This window comes from Alcanivorax sp., assembly GCF_014762765.1.
In the GTDB taxonomy this organism is placed as follows: domain Bacteria; phylum Pseudomonadota; class Gammaproteobacteria; order Pseudomonadales; family Alcanivoracaceae; genus Alcanivorax.
The window spans coordinates 11,997-27,942 of record NZ_JABURH010000198.1 but is presented as its reverse complement, the minus strand read 5'-3'; the positions used below and the strand labels follow the sequence as shown (position 1 = coordinate 27,942).

Genomic DNA, 15,946 nt, shown 5'->3' with positions numbered 1-15,946 from the left:
CTTCCTGTACAGCCCTGCCGGTGGTGCCTTCTCGCTGGCCCTGGAGCAACGTAGCTGCTTCCTCTTTTTCGGCTGTAGCTGGTCCCAGGTGGGCAGCGCCCAGCCGCAGAACGGCGTGGCGACCCTGAACGGCTCGGTGGGCAGCGGTACCTACCGCTGGCGCGTCACAGCGCAAAGCGGCTCCGGCGCTTATACGCTGTTGGCGAACCCGCGCTAAACACGCCTTTCCCTTAAACGAAAAAACCACCGCTTGCGGTGGTTTTTTCGTTCTACCGGTAAGCGTCAGCAGGATCAGGCCACGGCAGCATCCTGTTGCTCATCATGATTCTGCTCACCCTCATACAAGTCTTCCAGACGGTCGCCTTGGGTCATCAGATATTCGAAGGCCGCCAGGGACGCCTTGGAACCCTCGCCCATGGCAATGACGATCTGCTTGTAGGGCACCGTGGTCACATCGCCGCAGGCATAGATGCCTTCCTCTGAGGTCTGGCATTTCTCATTGATCACAATCTCGCCGAAGCGGGAGCGTTCCACTACCCCGTCCAGGAAATCACTGTTGGGCACCAGCCCGATCTGCACGAACACCCCTTCCAGCGGCAATTCATGGACGGTTTCCGTGGCCCGGTCCTGATACTCAATGGCACTGACCTTGCCGTTGCTGGCCTTGATTTCACGGGTGGCCGCGTTGCGGTGAATGGTGATATTGGCCTTCTGCTCGGCCTTGTCCACCAGCACCTTGTCCGCTTTCAGCTCGGGCATGAATTCAAACACGGTGACGGATTTGACGATGCCGGCCAGATCCAGTGCCGCTTCAATACCGGAGTTACCGCCGCCGATTACCGCCACGTCCTTGCCCTTGAAGAAGGGACCGTCGCAATGCGGGCAGTAAGCCACACCGTTACCGATGTTCTCTTTCTCGCCGGGCACACCCAGCTCACGCCATTTGGCACCGGTGGCCACGATCACGGTCTTGGTGTCGATTTCCTCGCCGGAGGACAGCACCACGGTCTTGATCTGGCCGTTGCGCACCTCGGCCACTTTCAGGTGTTCCTTCACGGTCACATCGTAGTCGTTCATGTGGGCGTGCAGGGCACCGGACAGTTCCGGGCCGGTGGTTTTCTTCACCGAGATCAGGTTCTCGATATCCATGGTGTCTTTCACCTGGCCGCCAATACGGTCGGCAATCAGGGTGACTTTCAGACCCTTGCGGGCACTGTAGATGGCCGACGCCACGCCGGCGGGGCCGCCGCCGATCACGGTCACGTCCTGCAGCGGCAGTTTTTCCCCGGCGCTTGCCTGGGCGATGGCCGGATCAAACGCCAGCAGTTTGTCGATCAGCTCGGCGGCGGTGACCTTGCCATTGGCGAACAGCTCGCCATTCAGGTACACGCTGGGAACACCCTGGATGTCGCGGGCCTTCACGGTGTCCTGGAACAGGCCGCCGTCGATCATTTCAGTCTTGATGCGCGGATTGAGCAAGGCGAACTGATTGAGCGCCTGCACCACGTCCGGACAGTTGTGACAGCTCAGGCTGATGAACACCTCGAAATGCAGGTCGTCTTTCACGTTGGCGACCATGCGCTGCAGGCTGTCATCCAGCTTGATGTCGGTACCTGATGCATGCAGAAACGCCAGCACCAGGGAGTTGAATTCGTGGCCGGCCGGAATACCGGAAAAACGGATACCGGTGTCCTCGCCGTCCGCCTCCAGCAGGAAGGAAATGGGGCTGCGCAGGGCATCACCCAGGTCCCGTTCCTCGAAGGCCAGGTTGTCACTGACACCGGCGATGTCGGAGAGAAACGTCACCAGTTCATCGCGCTTATCGTGCGCACCGGTCTGCAGCACGAAGGTGATTTTTTTCTGCATGTTGGCTGCATAGCCTTTCAGGGCCTGCAGGATGTCATTCGTGAGCATGTCTGTTCCTTTCCTGGTTCATGGGTGACAGTGCAAAGGGATGGGCGCCCCCAACCCTTCTCCCGGTGAGGGAGAAGGACAGGGAGGCAACGGACTGGTTTAGATCTTGCCGACCAGGTCCAGGGAAGGCGCCAGGGTTTCTTCGCCTTCTTTCCACTTGGCCGGGCACACTTCACCGGGGTGGTTGCGAACGTATTGGGCGGCTTTCACCTTGCGCATCAGGTCGTCGGCGTCACGGCCGATGCCTTCGGCGGTGATTTCCATGGCCTGGATCACGCCATCCGGATCGATCAGGAAGGTGGCGCGATCCGCCAGGCCCTGACCTTCACGCATCACACCGAAATTGTTGGTGATGGTGCCGGTCTGGTCGCCGACCATGTAGTAGTTGATCTTGCCGATGGTCTCGGAGGTGTCGTGCCAGGCCTTGTGGGTGAAGTGGGTATCGGTGGATACGGAGAACACTTCCACGCCCAGCTTCTGCAGCTCGTCATATTTGTCAGCCACATCACCCAGTTCGGTGGGGCACACAAAGGTAAAGTCGGCGGGATAGAAGAAAAAGATGGCCCACTTGCCTTTCACATCCGCTTCGGAGATGTCGACAAACTCGCCCTGCTTGAAGGCGGTGGCGTTGAACGGTTGGATTTCGCTGTTGATCAGTGCCATGTGGTTAAGACTCCCTAGGTTGGCTTATCGATTCGTTTCGACGAACAATAGAATGGGGAATCTGCCCTGATAGTTAAATTTGAAACTTCTTATCATGGCGATAGGGAATATCTAACGAACTACCAGTACCTCCTCAGAACAGGGACAGCTGGGAATCATCCGCCTTGCGGCCGCGGCGAGGGCGACGCCGGCGGCTGCCATGGCGTTGATTGACGGCCCGGCTCTCGTCCCGGAAACCGGCCTGCTGTCGGGCCTGGGCCAGTCGCTGACGGGCCTCGCGCACGGCCGTGTCGAAACACACCAGCGGTGCCGGGTAATCCTGCCCGATCACCACGCCGGCGTCCCGTTGCTGGCGCGGCCCCATCTGCCAGGGCTGATGAATCCAGGTGGACGAGACCCTGCCCAGCTCCGGCACCCAACGGCGAATAAAGGTGCCCTCCGGGTCCAGTTTGCGGGCCTGCAAGGTGGGGTTGTACATGCGCAGCGCATTGATGCCGGTGACACCGGCCTGCATCTGCATCTGGGGAAAATGGATGCCCGGCTCGTAATCCACAAACAGGCGCGCCAGATGCAACGCCGGTTGCCGCCAGTGCAGCCAGAGCGGATAACAGGCCATGGACACCAGCATGGCGCGCATGCGGAAGTTGATCCAGCCATGGTGGTGCAGATAACGCATGGCCGCATCCACCAGCGGCCAGCCGGTATGGCCGCTCTGCCAGGCCGCCAACCACTGCGGGTTGCCCGGTTCATCGCGCAGGTTGCGCAACAGCGGGTGCACGCTGCAGGTCTCCATGGACACCTGATCTTCCAGTTTCTGGATAAAGTGGCAGTGCCACCACAGGCGCGACTCGAAGGCGGACAGACCGGCTCGCAGGGCCGGATCCTCCTCCTGCTCCAGCGCTTCCCAGGTCTCCTGCACGACCCGGCGCAGGCTCAGACAGCCCCAGGCCAGATAGGGGCTGATACGCGCGCCGCAGTGCTCCGCTTTCTGCGGGGCACTGATGCCACCGCGATAACCCCGTGCCCGCCGCTCCAGAAAACTCTGCCAGACCGGTTCCGCCGTATCGGTGCCACCGTGCTGACGCCCCGGGCAGTCGGAACGGTCTGCACCTCGGGCGGTGCGCAAATCCGGCCAGGGATCGGCGGAGGCTGCCGCCTGAATACGGGACGGCAGTGTAGCCAGGGGGCGGGTCATGAATTGCTGCCAGTGGGCGCCCCAGTGATCCCGGTCCAGACAGGGGCGCTGGACGCCAAAAGGCGCCTCCTCATGCCAGGGCACCCGCTGCTCCCGACACCACTGCTTCACGGCCCGGTCGCGGGCGTAGGTCCAGGCGCCGCCGTATTCCTCATGACTGTGCAGCACCATGTCACCAAGCCGGTGCTGCAGACCCGCCAGCACGGAGACGGCCTCCCCTTCCACCACCCACAGCGGCAACCCCAGCCGGGCCAGTTGCCCGCGCAGATCCCGCAGGCTTTCCGCCACAAAACGCCATTGCCGCAGGCTGGTGTCCGGCTGCTGCCAGTACGCCGGCTCCAGGATATACAGCGGCAACACCGGGCCTTCCCGGCAGGCTCGGGCCAGCGGGCCGTGATCGTGTGCGCGCAGGTCGCGCTTGAACCAGACCACTTGCACCGTCATGCCAGTTTCAGGTCCGCAGCGGGGAGCGGCAGCATGGCCGCCGGGTAATCGGGCAGCGGATCCGCCTGGCCAAAGGTGAAATGCAGCGACAAACACTGACGCGCAGAGAGTCCCCGCAGGGCGGGCAACCAGTAATGCAGATGCTCGCCCCGGGGATCGTACTGCTGGCACTGGCGGGTGGGACTGAAGCGTCGACCGCCACGGGCGTCGTGCCCCACGCCGGCGATGTAGGCCCAGTTGCCCCAGTTGGAAGCCACATCATCGTCCACCAGGTAATGCTGAAACCAGCGGGCGCCCCGGCGCCAGTCCAGCCCCATATCGTTCACCCAGAAGCTGGCCAGGTTCTGCCGCCCCCGGTTGGAGGCATAGCCGGTGGCCATCAGTTCGCGCAGGTTGGCATCGATAAAGGGGAGCCCGGTCTCGGCCTGACACCAACGCTGCCAGTATTCCCGGGCCAATAACGATGCCGGTTCTGGCTGTCCCGGTCCCTCGTCATTGAGACCGGCATAGTGAAACACCCGCGCGCCATGCTCCCGCAGCGACCAGTGGTAAAACTCCCGCCACAGCAATTCCACCCGCAGCCATTCACTGCCCGGGTTGGCACCCTGAACGGCCTCATAGTCGAGAATGCGCTGCCAGACCCGCCTCACAGACACATTACCCCAGGCCAGGTAGGCGCTCAGGCGGCTGGAGTAATGTTCGCCGATCAGTTGATTCCGGGTCTGCTTGTAGTGGTCCACGCTGCGGGTTTCAAACAGATAATGTTCCAGCCACTGCAGACCGGCCTGCTCTCCCCCGCTCAGGGAAAAGTAGTCCCGGGAGTTTCGCTGCCAATGCCGGCAGCGTAATGCCAATAGTTCGCGGGCCGGTTCGGCGAAGGCTGGAGGCGGCAGGGGTTGGGCGGCACGAAGAGATGGCGCAGGGCCGTCCGGGGCCGTGACCGGCACGCCGTCCCGGTTCTCCACCTTGCGCCGGAAACGGCTGAAGGTGGCCGGGAACGATCCCTCCCAGGGCAAGGCCTCGGCGGCAAGCAAGGTCTGGGTCTCTTCCTCGACAACCCGGATGCCGGCCTGTCGCAGGGCGGCAATCATGGCGGCTTCTTCCGGGGCCTGGGCCACCGCGGTCACCACCTGCAAAGGCTGGCTGGCATGCCAATGGCCAAACAGGGTCACCGGGTCCGCCCGCAGACACTGCAGCGCCACCCCCAATTGGGCCAGCCGCGCCTGCAAGTCGTCGAGGCTTTCCAGCAGAAAGGCGGTCTTGGCCGACCCCAGCCGATCCATGCCGTCCGCGTCCGCTTGCAACCAATGATCGGGCAACAGGTACAGGCCCAGCACCGGCTGTGACAGGCTGGCCGCCCGCTGCAGCAGCGGCTGGTCTGCCACGCGTAAATCCTGCCGGAACCAGACCACGGTAATCATTGCGGCCTCCCCTGACGGCGACAGCGTTCACTGCAGTACACCACCTGCTCCCAGTGCCGCGCCCATTTGCGACGCCAACTGAAAGGTCGCTGGCAGACCGGGCAGGTTTTCTCCGGCAGCGCCGCCTTGTTGCCCTTCCAGCCGCTGCTCACAGAGCCTCCGGGTCTGCCAGCAACTGCTCTGCGCGATCCAGCATGGCGTTCACCTTGGCGGGATCCATGCGATCCAGGTTGCGATAGATCATCCGCATGCGGTGGTTGTGCTGGAACTGGCGGCGATGACGATGAATGAAATGCCAGTAGAGGGAGTTGAACGGGCAGCTGTCCGATTCGCTGGCGGTCTTGACGTTGTACTGGCAGTGCTTGCAATAGTCGGACATGCGATTGATGTAACTGCCGGACGCTGCGTAGGGTTTGCTACCCAGATAGCCGCCATCCGCATGCATCACCATCCCCAGGGTGTTGGGCAACTCCACCCAGTCGTAGGCATCCGCATACACCTCCAGGTACCACTGACAAATGGCCTCCGGCAGCACCCCCAGCAGCAGGGCAAAATTGCCGGTGACCATCAGCCTCTGGATATGATGGGCGTAGGCATGATCCAGGGTGTTGCGCAGTGATTCCGACATGCAGTGCATGCGCGTGTCGCCGCTCCAGTAATAACCGGGCAGTGGACGCTGATTGTTGAGCCGGTTTTCTGCGGCGTAATCCGGCATCAGCAGCCAGTAGATTCCCCGCACATATTCCCGCCAGCCCAGTATCTGGCGAATAAACCCCTCCACCGCATTGAGCGGCGCCAGGCCATCCCACCAGGCTTGCTCGGCGGCCTGACAGACCGCCAGCGGGTCCAGCAGGCCAATGTTCAGATACGGCGACAGCAGGCTGTGGAACAGGGTGTCTTCCCCGGTGACCATGGCATCCTGGAAATCACCGAAGTGCGGCAGGCGTTGTTGGATAAAGTGCGCCAGCGCCTGTTGCGCCTGGGCGGCGGTGGTGCCCCAGCGAAAATCCGTCAGGTTGCCGAGGTGTTCCGGAAACGCCTGCTCCACCAGCGCCAGCACCTCCCTGTCGATGGCATCGCGGGGGAAGGAAAGGTCCACGGGCAAGGGGACCTCCCCCTTGTAGGCCTTGCGGTTGCTGGCATCGAAATTCCATTGGCCACCCACCGGTTCATCCCCTTCCATGAGCAGGCCGGTGTGGCGACGCATTTCCCGGTAGAAAAACTCCATGCGCAGCTGTTTCTTGCCACTGGCCCAGCGCTGGAAGAACGCCGGCGAGCAGAGAAACCGACTGTCCTGCAGGCAGGTGACCGGACAGGGCAACTGGCGGGGCCAGTGCACCTCGATCTGCTGCTGCAAACGGTATTCACCGCAGTGGGTTACCACCAGCTCTTCGGCGGATTCACAGACCGGCACCAGCACATCGAGCAGGCTGGTGTGGTCATGCTCGCCATAGGCAAGGTAGTCCAGTTGCCAGCCCGCCTCCCGCAGGTCCGCGGCAAAGTGGCGCATGGCACTGAAGATAAAGGCAATCTTCTGCTTGTGGTGACCCACGTAGGTGGCCTCGGCGGGCACCTCCGCCATCACCAGCCGGTCGCGGGTTTTGTCCAGCGCCTGCAACGTGGGCAGGGACAGGCTGAGCTGGTCACCCAGAATGATTCCGACTTTCACGACCTCTCCCGCAACATCTGAAAGTTCAAGAATGCCGTCATGGGAGTTGCCGCCGGGTGAAGGAACCCGGCCCGGGTCAATCTGTCCCACCCGGTAAGGACAGACAGGGAGAAAACCCATGGTGCGAATCGTATTGATGGCTGCCAGTCTACTGGTCGGCATGGTCCATGCCGAAGGTTACGACTACATCCGTGGTGATGATGTTTATGAGGAGAACTATCACTACGGGGTAGATTATGACGGCCTGAGCAGTGTGCCGCAGACCCGGCTCGGCGGCAGCAGCAGAAGCGATGATGCCGGCGGGCGGCTCAAGCAACAGGCCCGGGACCTGCAGAAAGAGACCACCCAGCCCTCCATGACGCGGGAGCTGGAAAAGTGGCAGGCGGATGACAGCCTGACACCGCTCTCCCCGGGCAAGGAGTAACCCCTCATCGTTAGTGCCCTGCGAGCAAGTCGCCTCCTGGCCCTGCCAGACTCAGGCGTCCCGATTCACCAACCGTAGTTGCCGCCCATGCAGTAACGAGGATGCCACCAGTTGCTCGAACAGCATGGCCAACGGCTGGGGCCGACCAATGGCATAGCCCTGGACGAAGTCCACACCGGCCTCCTCCAGCACCGGAATCATGGCGATATCTTCCACATATTCCGCCACGGTTTTCACCCCCAGCCGGTGGGCCACTCCACTGATGGATTCAACAATGGTGCGATCCACGCTGGAATAAAGCAGGTTGCGTACGAAACTGCCGTCGATCTTGATGAAGTCCACCTGGAAGTGCTTCAGATAATTGAACGAGCTGAAGCCACTGCCAAAATCATCCAGCGCCACCTTGCTACCCTTCTGGCGAATCCGCGCCAGCAACTCGCTGGCACTGGACAGCTGATTGACCACAGTGGTTTCCGTGATCTCGAAGGTAAGCCGCTCGGGCGCCACCGAGGTGCTATCAAGCAGCTCCTCCAGAAACGGAATAAAGGTGGGGTCATCCAGGGAGGTAGCTGACAGATTGATGGCCAGATGCAGGTTGGGCAGGGCGGCCAATTCCTCGCTGAGCGTGACCAGCAGCTGAGTGAGCACCCAGCGATCAATGTGCGGCATCATCTGGTAGCGCTCCGCCGCCGGAATAAAGGCCCCCGGATTGAGAATGTCGCCGTTACGGTCCCGCAGGCGCAACAGAATTTCGTAATGGGAGGTCTCCGTTTCCCCACCGATGGGCCGGATTTCCTGGGCATAGAGCAGAAAGCGATCCGACTCCAGGGACTCGCGCAGGCCTGCGGCCATCTGTAATTCCAGATGCCGGCGAGAGGCTTCGCTGTCATCCGGGGTGTACACAGAGACCCGATTACGGCCTCGATGTTTGGCGGCATAGCAGGCAACATCTGCCCGACTCATGGCTTCTTCCACACTGATCAGATTGCCATCAAGTTGCACCAGACCGACGCTGGCGCCGATATCGTAGAGGGAATCTTTCCAGGCAAAACGGATGTCTCCCAGGGCCGCGATCAGCCTTTCGGCAATCTGCACGGCCTTGTCAGACGGGCAGCTGCGCAACAGCAGACCGAATTCGTCGCCGCCCAGCCGGGCCACCACATCCCCGTCGCGAATCTGACGACCAATGACCCGGGCGCATTCGCGCAACAGGGCATCGCCGGCCACATGGCCGGCGGTATCGTTGACCACCTTGAAACGATCCAGATCGATAAAGCACAACACACTATGCTCGGCGATGCCTTCATCCAGTGTCTGCTGCAGGGTGTTTTCAAATTCGCGCCGGTTGGTCAGGCCGGTCAGCGCATCATGGGTGGCGTGATAGCGCAGCTTCTTCTGCATGGCCCGACGGGCGCTCACATCACGAAATACCATCACCGCCCCTTTCACATCACCGTCTGCGGTTTTCACCGGGGCAGCGGAATCCTGGATTTCATAGCGACTGCCGTCGCGGTTCAGCAGAAAACAGTCCTCGCGCAGAAAACACATATCGCCGCCGCGCAGGGCCACTGCAATGGGATTGGTAAGCGTTGGCCGCCCCTCCTCATCACTGAGCTGCAGTACCTTATCCACGGGCTCGCCCTCGGCATCCCTTTCCCGCCAGCCAGTTAACGATTCTGCCACTGGATTCATGAAGGTAATCCGCCCGTCTTGATCCGTGGCGATAACCCCGTCGGCAATGGAGTTGAGGGTCACCCGCAAGCTTTCCTTCTCGTGGGCAAGGGAGTGTTGCATGATCCGTTCGGCGGTCACATCCCAGTTGGTACCGACCATCACTGGCACCTTGTCCGGACCGATCAGGGTGGTTTCCGCCCGGGCACGGATATAGCGCTCCTCGCCTGCGGGAGTGAGGATGCGAAACTCACCGTCCAGCTCCCCGGGGGCCTCCATAACCTGCTGCAGTCGGGGCCGCAGCTGGGCCAGGTCATCCGGATGAATGCGGTCGTACCAGATTTTCAGAGTGCCATCGCCCTCCTGCCCGGGCTTGACGCCGTACATCTCGTAAATACGCTCATCCCAGTCCAGCTGGCCGGTTATGGTGTTGTACTGCCAGATGCCCACGCCTCCGGCGGACAGGGCCAGTTGCAACTGACGACGACTTTCCGCCAGAGCATGTTCTGCCTCCTTCTCGGCCTGGATATCCTCGCACTGAACAATCAGATAGCGAACGCTATCGTCTTCACACACACCAGCAATGGACAGGCGAACCCAGACCAGCTCACCAGCCCGGGTGACATAGCGCTTTTCCAGGCGCAGGTTGTCTACCCGGCCCGCCAGCAAAAAGCCCAATTGCTGCAGATCATCCTGAAGGTCATCCGGGTAGATCAGCTGCTGAAAGGTGCTCTCGAGAAGCGCCTCTTCACGGTACCCGGTAAGCTGACAAAGAGCCCGATTGACCGCCAACCATCTACCATCCGGCCCCATCAACGCCATGGCAATGGGTGAATGCTCCATGGTCAGGCGAAAGCGTTTCTCCCGTGCCGCCAGAGCGATTCGACCAGCACGCTCACGGCGGAAGAGAATGATCGCCAGGGTCACTGCCCCCAAGGCTGCCCCAATCAGCAAAACCTGCATGGCTCACGTCCGTTGTCGGTTATTGTTATCCCCTGTTCACTTTTTGAACTGCCAGCCCCTGACTTGCCAGCCTCACCTGACAAAACCGGAACTTTCACCGACAATTGGGTGACTATCAGTGGGCCTATGATCCGAATATCCGCCCGCGGCCTGTCCGTCGCTGCCCGCAAAGGAGTATTGCCTAACCGGCTTGCAGACCATGACGTTCCGATACCGCACCCTACAATGCCTTGCCCTGTTGTTTGTGGCCTTTACCCTGTCCCAGCTCTGGTACCTGGGCCAGGTGCTGCGCTTGCAGCACCACAACCCGGAGGGCAGCGCCTATATGCAACGGGCCAAGGCCCAGGGGCAGGTACAACAATACTGGCGGGACTACGATCAGATCAGCGATTACCTGAAACGCTCGGTGCTGATCTCCGAGGATGCCCAGTTCACCAACCACAGCGGCTTCGACTGGCAGGGCATCCGTTACGCCCTTCAGCGCAACCTGGAAGCCGGCAAGCCGGTAGCTGGCGGCTCCACCATCACCCAGCAACTGGCCAAGAACCTGTACCTTTCCGGTGCCCGCAGCTATACCCGCAAGATTCAGGAAGCCATGATTGCGATGATGCTGGAAATAGGCCTGAGTAAACGTCGCATCCTTGAGCTGTATCTGAATGTGGCCCAGTGGGGGCACCAGATTTACGGTGCAGAAGCGGCGTCCAGACACTACTTCCAGGTCAGTGCTGCCGAACTCAGCATCGACCAGGCAGCACAACTGGCAGCCATGCTGCCGCGCCCCAACTACTATGATTTCAAGGGCCCGACTGATTATGTACAACAACGGGCCCAATGGATTCAGGGGCAAATGGCGCTGGTGCGTATCCCCGACCCGGGAAACCTGCCGCTGCCAGCTCCACCTGAACCCGAACCTCTCCAAGGAAACCCTCAAGAATGAAGCAGTTTGCGATACTTTGCCTGACCGGCCTGACCCTGCTGGGTTGTAGTGACAATGACAGCACTCCGGTCTCGCCGCCGGCCACCCAGGACACTGGCAACCCGCTGGTAGGTGCCTGGCAAAACGGAGAGCAGATACTGGTACTGGAAGAAAACGGCGATTTTTACCTGCCCGCCGACAACCAGCGCCAGGGTCTGACCTGGGAAAACGACGATGGCACCTTCACCTTCCGCTATCTGGATAACAGCCGGCTGGCAGTGGAAACCCAGAGCGGTAAGGGCGAGCAACAGCAGGACATCCTCAGCCTGAGCCCATCCACCCCAGCTACCGGGGAGGCAGAGCCAGCCGAAAGCCCCTTGTTCAACGGCGACTATCAACGTGCCAACAACACCGTGGGTCACCTTAGCGGCAAGGTGGAATTACCCGAAGATAGCGAACTGCCCGACAAGGCGGTGCTGACTGTGTCCCTGCTCACCCCCAGCAATGACACCGTGATCCGCCGCCTGATCCCCCTGACCAATGACGCACTCAGCCAGCCCTTCCGGCTTTACTACCCGGCCAACTCGGTGAACGCTGAGAGCAACTATCAGGTAAGCAGCCAGATCCTCGCCGACGGCGGCCTGTTCTTCCAGTCCGAGTCCACCCCACTGGTGTTTAGCCGGGGCCAGTTTGCCGATATCACCCTGCCTCTCAGTGCGGTGATGACGGCCAGCGAAACCTTGCGCGGCGCCCTGGTGTACCAGTACGGCACCACCAGCCTGATTCTCTGTAATAGCGATCGCCGCCTGCAACTGGCCGGCCCCCAGCGCGACGACCTGATCGACGCCTTCGAGGCCGCCCGTGAGTATCCCCTGCAACCCCGTGTGGCCACGGTCAGCGGCCTGCTGCGCAAGGTGCCCGGCGCACAGGAAGGCAGCACCCAGAATGGCATCATCGTGGAAAGCTATTCCCTGGAGAACGGCAGTGACAACTGCCGCCTGCCCGGCGCGGAGCTGACCAACACCCGCTGGCAGCTCAGCGCCCTCGGCGATGACATTATTGATGCAGACGTTGAACAATCGCCATACCTGACCCTGGACAGCGAGGGCAAGGTGATCGGGCATGCCGGCTGCAATGGCCTCAATGGCAGCTACCAGCAAGACGGCGAGACCCTGTCCTTCGGCCCCATCGCGACCACCCGCAAGGCCTGCCCGGAGATGGAGGGGGAACAGGCCTTTTTGCAGGCACTGAAAGCCACTAGCAGGTTTCGTATCGACGGCGAGCTGCTCACCCTGTTCGATGACAATAACCAGCCGCTGGCCGGCTTTCAGGCCATCGCGCTGTAACCCCGTTTGAGCGCTAAAGGGAAAGACCATGCGCATCCATTACCTGTCCCACGTCCCATTCGAACAACTGGGCGCCATGGAAGTCTGGTTCCGGGAGCGCGACATCAACATCAGCCAGTCGCTGCTGTTTCAGGACGACTCACTCCCTGACATCAGCGAGTTTGATGTGCTGGTGGTCATGGGCGGCCCCATGGGGGCGGATGATGATCACAGCCATTCCTGGATGGCCCCGGAAAAGGCCCTGATCCGCGACAGCATCGCCGCCGGAAAGAAAGTCCTCGGCATCTGTCTTGGTGCACAACTGATAGCCCGGGTACTGGGCGCCCCGGTAACCGCTAACAGAGACAGGGAAATCGGCTGGTTTCCGGTCTACCCCACCAGCGCCGGGAAGTCCGACAGCATCGGCAAACTGTTTGCCGGTGCCCCGCCCGTGCTGCACTGGCACGGCGACACCTTTGCCATTCCTGATGGTGCCGTACACCTGCTGGAGAGCAAAGGCTGCGCCAATCAGGCATTTCGTTACGGGGATAACGTGCTGGGTTTGCAGTTTCACCTGGAGCTGCAGACCGACAATGCCGCCGCCCTGTGCGATGCCTGCCCGGAAGATCTGGCCGACGGCCCCTGGGTGGAAAGCCGCGCCAGCATGCTGGCGGATGAGCAGCGCTTTGAGGATGCAAAACAACTGCTGGGGAGAGTGTTGGGGGCATTTCTGCGCTAGGGGCAATTGATTGATAATTGAAAATGGATAATTGATAACGGCGCGTGACAGCAATCCATGCCCCGAAACGCAAGAGGCCGCGCCCATACGATGGGCGCGGCCTCTTTGCTTTGAGAATCCCTAACGGCTCATTCGCGCCGTTATCAATTATCCATTCTCAACTATCAATTGCCTCTCACTACCTTCCTGCACCCTGCCCACAGCCGACAGAATCGCCTGCAAGGCAGCCGCAGTGGTATCCGCAGCGGTGGCCACGGCACTCTGCACCGTGTCCCCCACCTGCACCCGCACACAGGCCATGGCGTTGGCTTCGGTATTGTCACCCAATGAATACTCATCGAAGGACACTACCTTCACCTCGCCACCGATACGCCGGTTGAGCGCATCCACCAATGCCGACATGGCCCCATCTCCGCGGCCGGACAACAGGGTCACCGGCTGGCTGGCATCGCCAATGCTGATCTGGGCCTGCACCTGGTCGTTGCTGCGGTTCAGGTCATAGGAGCGCAACATCCACCCCATGGGCACGTTCAGGTAATCACTGTTGAAGCGACGATGTACCCGCTCGCTGGTGATCTCGCCACCGTCTTCCTCCGCATCTTTCTGCACCACCCCGGCCAGTTCCTGCTGCAACCAGCGCGGCAGATCGATACCGAAATCCCGCTCCAGCACGTGGGCGACACCGCCCTTGCCGGACTGGGAATTGATCCGCACCACTTCCTCGTAGCGACGGCCCACATCCGCCGGGTCGATGGGCAGATAGGCCACCTGCCAGATATCCCCCTCTTGATAGCGGGCCAGACACTTGCGGATAGCATCCTGATGACTGCCGGAGAAAGCGCTGAAGACCAGATCGCCCGCATAGGGATGGCGCGGGTGGGTCTGGATATCGGTGATCTCCTCCACCAGGGCAACAATCTCCTTCATCCGCGAAAAGTCGATTTGCGGATCGATGCCCTGGCTGTACAGGTTCATCCCGGCGGTGACCAGATCCATGTTCCCGGTCCGTTCGCCGTTGCCCAGCAAGGTGCCTTCCACCCGATCCGCACCGGCCATGACAGCCATTTCCGCGGCCGCCACACCACAGCCCCGGTCATCGTGGGTATGCACGCTGATGATCACGTGCTCACGATGCTGAATGTTCTCATGTACAAGCTCTACCTGGTCGGCAAACACATTGGGCGTGCTCACCTCCACCGTGGCCGGCAAGTTGATGATCACCCGCTGACCCTGGTCCGGGCGCCATACCGCATTCACCGCATCGATCACTTCGATGGCGAAATCGGTTTCCGTGGCGCTGAAGGTTTCCGGGGAATACTGGAAGCTCCAGTGGGTTTCCGGCTGCTTCTCGGCACAGGCTTTCACCCAGCCAGCGGCGCGCTCGGCAATGGCCTTGCAGCCTGCCTTGTCCACGCTGAAAACCTGCTCTCGGAAGGTGGGCGAGGTGGCATTGTAGATATGCACGATGGCATTTTTTGCGCCCTTGAGTGACTCAAAGGTGCGGGCAATCAACTCTTCCCGGGCCTGGGTGAGCACCTGAATGTGCACGTCATCCGGCACCAGGTCTTCCTCAATCAGGGCCCGGCAGAAATCAAAATCAATCTGGCTGGCCGAGGGGAAGCCCACCTCGATTTCCTTGAAACCCAGCTCCACCAGCATCTGGAAGAAGCGGCGCTTCTGCGCCACGGACATGGGCTTGATCAGCGCCTGGTTGCCATCACGCAGATCCACCGCCGCCCACAGCGGCGCTTTCTCGATACGCTGACTGGGCCAGCGACGGTCGGGTTTGTCGATGACCGGAAAGGGCTGGTATTTGCGATGATCAAAGCTCATGTCGAATCCTCAAACGAAAAAGGGGCATGGCCTGCCCCCCGGGTGAACTCCTAATCCAATCCGAAGGGTGTCGGCAGGATTGAACTAACAACTCGTTGTCTGTGATCTCGGGTATCGATCAGCGCGCCGGTTGGCACGGATGGCAGCGAAGAGTGGCGGCCCGCTTTTGACGGTTCGCATCATCGCCCCACGAGAGATACTTTACGGCAGCACACCGGCAATGTGCTTGCTTTTTTCATCCATAATCGGCTTTATTGGCAATAATATTGCGCAAAAAATGCAAAACAGGACGGATATCATCATGAGCAAGCAGGCATTGGCAAAACTGGACCGCACCGACCTGCGCATCCTGGAAGCGCTGCAGCACAACGGCGGGCTGACCAACCAGCAGCTGGCAGAAACCGTGGGGCTGTCCCCCTCCCCCTGTTCCCGGCGGGTACAGAAGCTGGAAGCTGCTGGCATTATTCTCAAGAGGGAGACCGTGCTGGACGCCCGCAAACTGGGCCTGGACCTGACCGTGATCATCCAGATCAGCATGGACCGCCATACCCCGGAACGCTTTGCCAACTTCGAGGAAAAGGTGGCCAGTTACCCGGAAGTGCAGCAGTGCTACCTGGTCACCGGCCAGGAGGCCGACTATCTACTGAAAGTGGTGGTGCCGGATATCGATGGCTACCAGCATTTCCTGCTCAACAAGATCACCCGCATCGAAGGGGTCAGTGGGGTGCATTCCAGCTTTGTCATGCGGCGGGTGGTGGATACGGCGGCG

Annotated in this window: 13 protein-coding genes and 1 pseudogene; 6 read left to right on the top strand and 8 right to left on the bottom strand. The window is 60.9% G+C overall.

The annotated features are described in order from the left end of the window. Positions 1-217 (top strand): annotated as a pseudogene (locus tag HUJ17_RS15475) (subtilisin); the annotation flags it as partial. Between the two features lie 74 nt (positions 218-291). Here the strand turns inward: HUJ17_RS15475 and ahpF are convergent. The 6 genes from ahpF to HUJ17_RS15445 form a co-directional block, all read right to left on the bottom strand. Beyond that, positions 292-1,914, bottom strand: coding sequence for an alkyl hydroperoxide reductase subunit F (gene ahpF, locus HUJ17_RS15470; RefSeq protein ID WP_290511537.1), 1,623 nt, complete (start codon positions 1,912-1,914; stop codon positions 292-294). Positions 1,915-2,013: 99 nt separating this feature from the next. Then, positions 2,014-2,577, bottom strand: coding sequence for an alkyl hydroperoxide reductase subunit C (gene ahpC, locus HUJ17_RS15465; protein WP_290511536.1), 564 nt, complete (start codon positions 2,575-2,577; stop codon positions 2,014-2,016). 133 nt (positions 2,578-2,710) lie between these two features. Beyond that, positions 2,711-4,216 (bottom strand): FAD-binding domain-containing protein, encoded by a 1,506-nt coding sequence (locus HUJ17_RS15460; RefSeq protein WP_290511535.1) that lies wholly within the window; start codon positions 4,214-4,216, stop codon positions 2,711-2,713. Next, entirely contained in the window at positions 4,213-5,637 is a 1,425-nt protein-coding gene (locus HUJ17_RS15455) for a DASH family cryptochrome (RefSeq protein WP_290511534.1), read from the bottom strand. The genes HUJ17_RS15460 and HUJ17_RS15455 overlap by 4 nt, the downstream gene beginning before the upstream one ends. Then, complete coding sequence (locus tag HUJ17_RS15450; protein ID WP_290498477.1) at positions 5,634-5,789, bottom strand: DUF2256 domain-containing protein; 156 nt, start codon at positions 5,787-5,789, stop codon at positions 5,634-5,636. Before HUJ17_RS15450 ends, HUJ17_RS15455 begins: the two co-directional genes overlap by 4 nt. Continuing rightward, positions 5,786-7,306 carry a cryptochrome/photolyase family protein gene (locus tag HUJ17_RS15445; RefSeq protein ID WP_290511533.1) on the bottom strand — a complete coding sequence of 507 codons (1,521 nt, stop codon included), beginning with the start codon at positions 7,304-7,306 and terminating at the stop codon, positions 5,786-5,788. The genes HUJ17_RS15450 and HUJ17_RS15445 overlap by 4 nt, the downstream gene beginning before the upstream one ends. Before the next feature lie 118 nt (positions 7,307-7,424). Here HUJ17_RS15445 and HUJ17_RS15440 point away from each other — a divergent pair, with 118 nt between their 5' ends. Continuing rightward, positions 7,425-7,730, top strand: a complete 306-nt coding sequence (locus HUJ17_RS15440) for a hypothetical protein (RefSeq protein WP_290511532.1) — start codon at positions 7,425-7,427, stop codon at positions 7,728-7,730. A 51-nt stretch (positions 7,731-7,781) separates the two neighbouring features. Here the strand turns inward: HUJ17_RS15440 and HUJ17_RS15435 are convergent, their stop codons facing one another. Continuing rightward, complete coding sequence (locus tag HUJ17_RS15435; protein WP_290511531.1) at positions 7,782-10,364, bottom strand: EAL domain-containing protein; 2,583 nt, start codon at positions 10,362-10,364, stop codon at positions 7,782-7,784. A gap of 199 nt (positions 10,365-10,563) precedes the next feature. On the opposite strand from HUJ17_RS15435, the gene mtgA reads away from it, so the two are divergent. Genes mtgA through HUJ17_RS15420 form a run of 3 tightly spaced genes read left to right on the top strand, consistent with a single transcriptional unit; the run spans position 10,564 to position 13,344 of the window. Then, on the top strand, positions 10,564-11,301 hold the full coding sequence (gene mtgA / locus HUJ17_RS15430) for a monofunctional biosynthetic peptidoglycan transglycosylase (protein WP_290511530.1): 738 nt from the start codon (positions 10,564-10,566) through the stop codon (positions 11,299-11,301). Then, a complete protein-coding gene (locus HUJ17_RS15425; RefSeq protein WP_290511529.1) occupies positions 11,298-12,626 on the top strand; it encodes an META domain-containing protein in 1,329 nt (442 codons plus the stop codon). Before mtgA ends, HUJ17_RS15425 begins: the two co-directional genes overlap by 4 nt. A gap of 28 nt (positions 12,627-12,654) precedes the next feature. Next, positions 12,655-13,344, top strand: a complete 690-nt coding sequence (locus HUJ17_RS15420) for a type 1 glutamine amidotransferase (protein WP_290511528.1) — start codon at positions 12,655-12,657, stop codon at positions 13,342-13,344. A 147-nt stretch (positions 13,345-13,491) separates the two neighbouring features. On the opposite strand, the gene HUJ17_RS15415 is transcribed toward HUJ17_RS15420, so the two are convergent. After that, positions 13,492-15,177 (bottom strand): 2-isopropylmalate synthase, encoded by a 1,686-nt coding sequence (locus HUJ17_RS15415; protein WP_290511527.1) that lies wholly within the window; start codon positions 15,175-15,177, stop codon positions 13,492-13,494. Between the two features lie 301 nt (positions 15,178-15,478). Here HUJ17_RS15415 and HUJ17_RS15410 point away from each other — a divergent pair. Continuing rightward, positions 15,479-15,946: Lrp/AsnC family transcriptional regulator (locus tag HUJ17_RS15410; RefSeq protein WP_290511526.1), on the top strand; the 468-nt coding region annotated here is incomplete at its 3' end.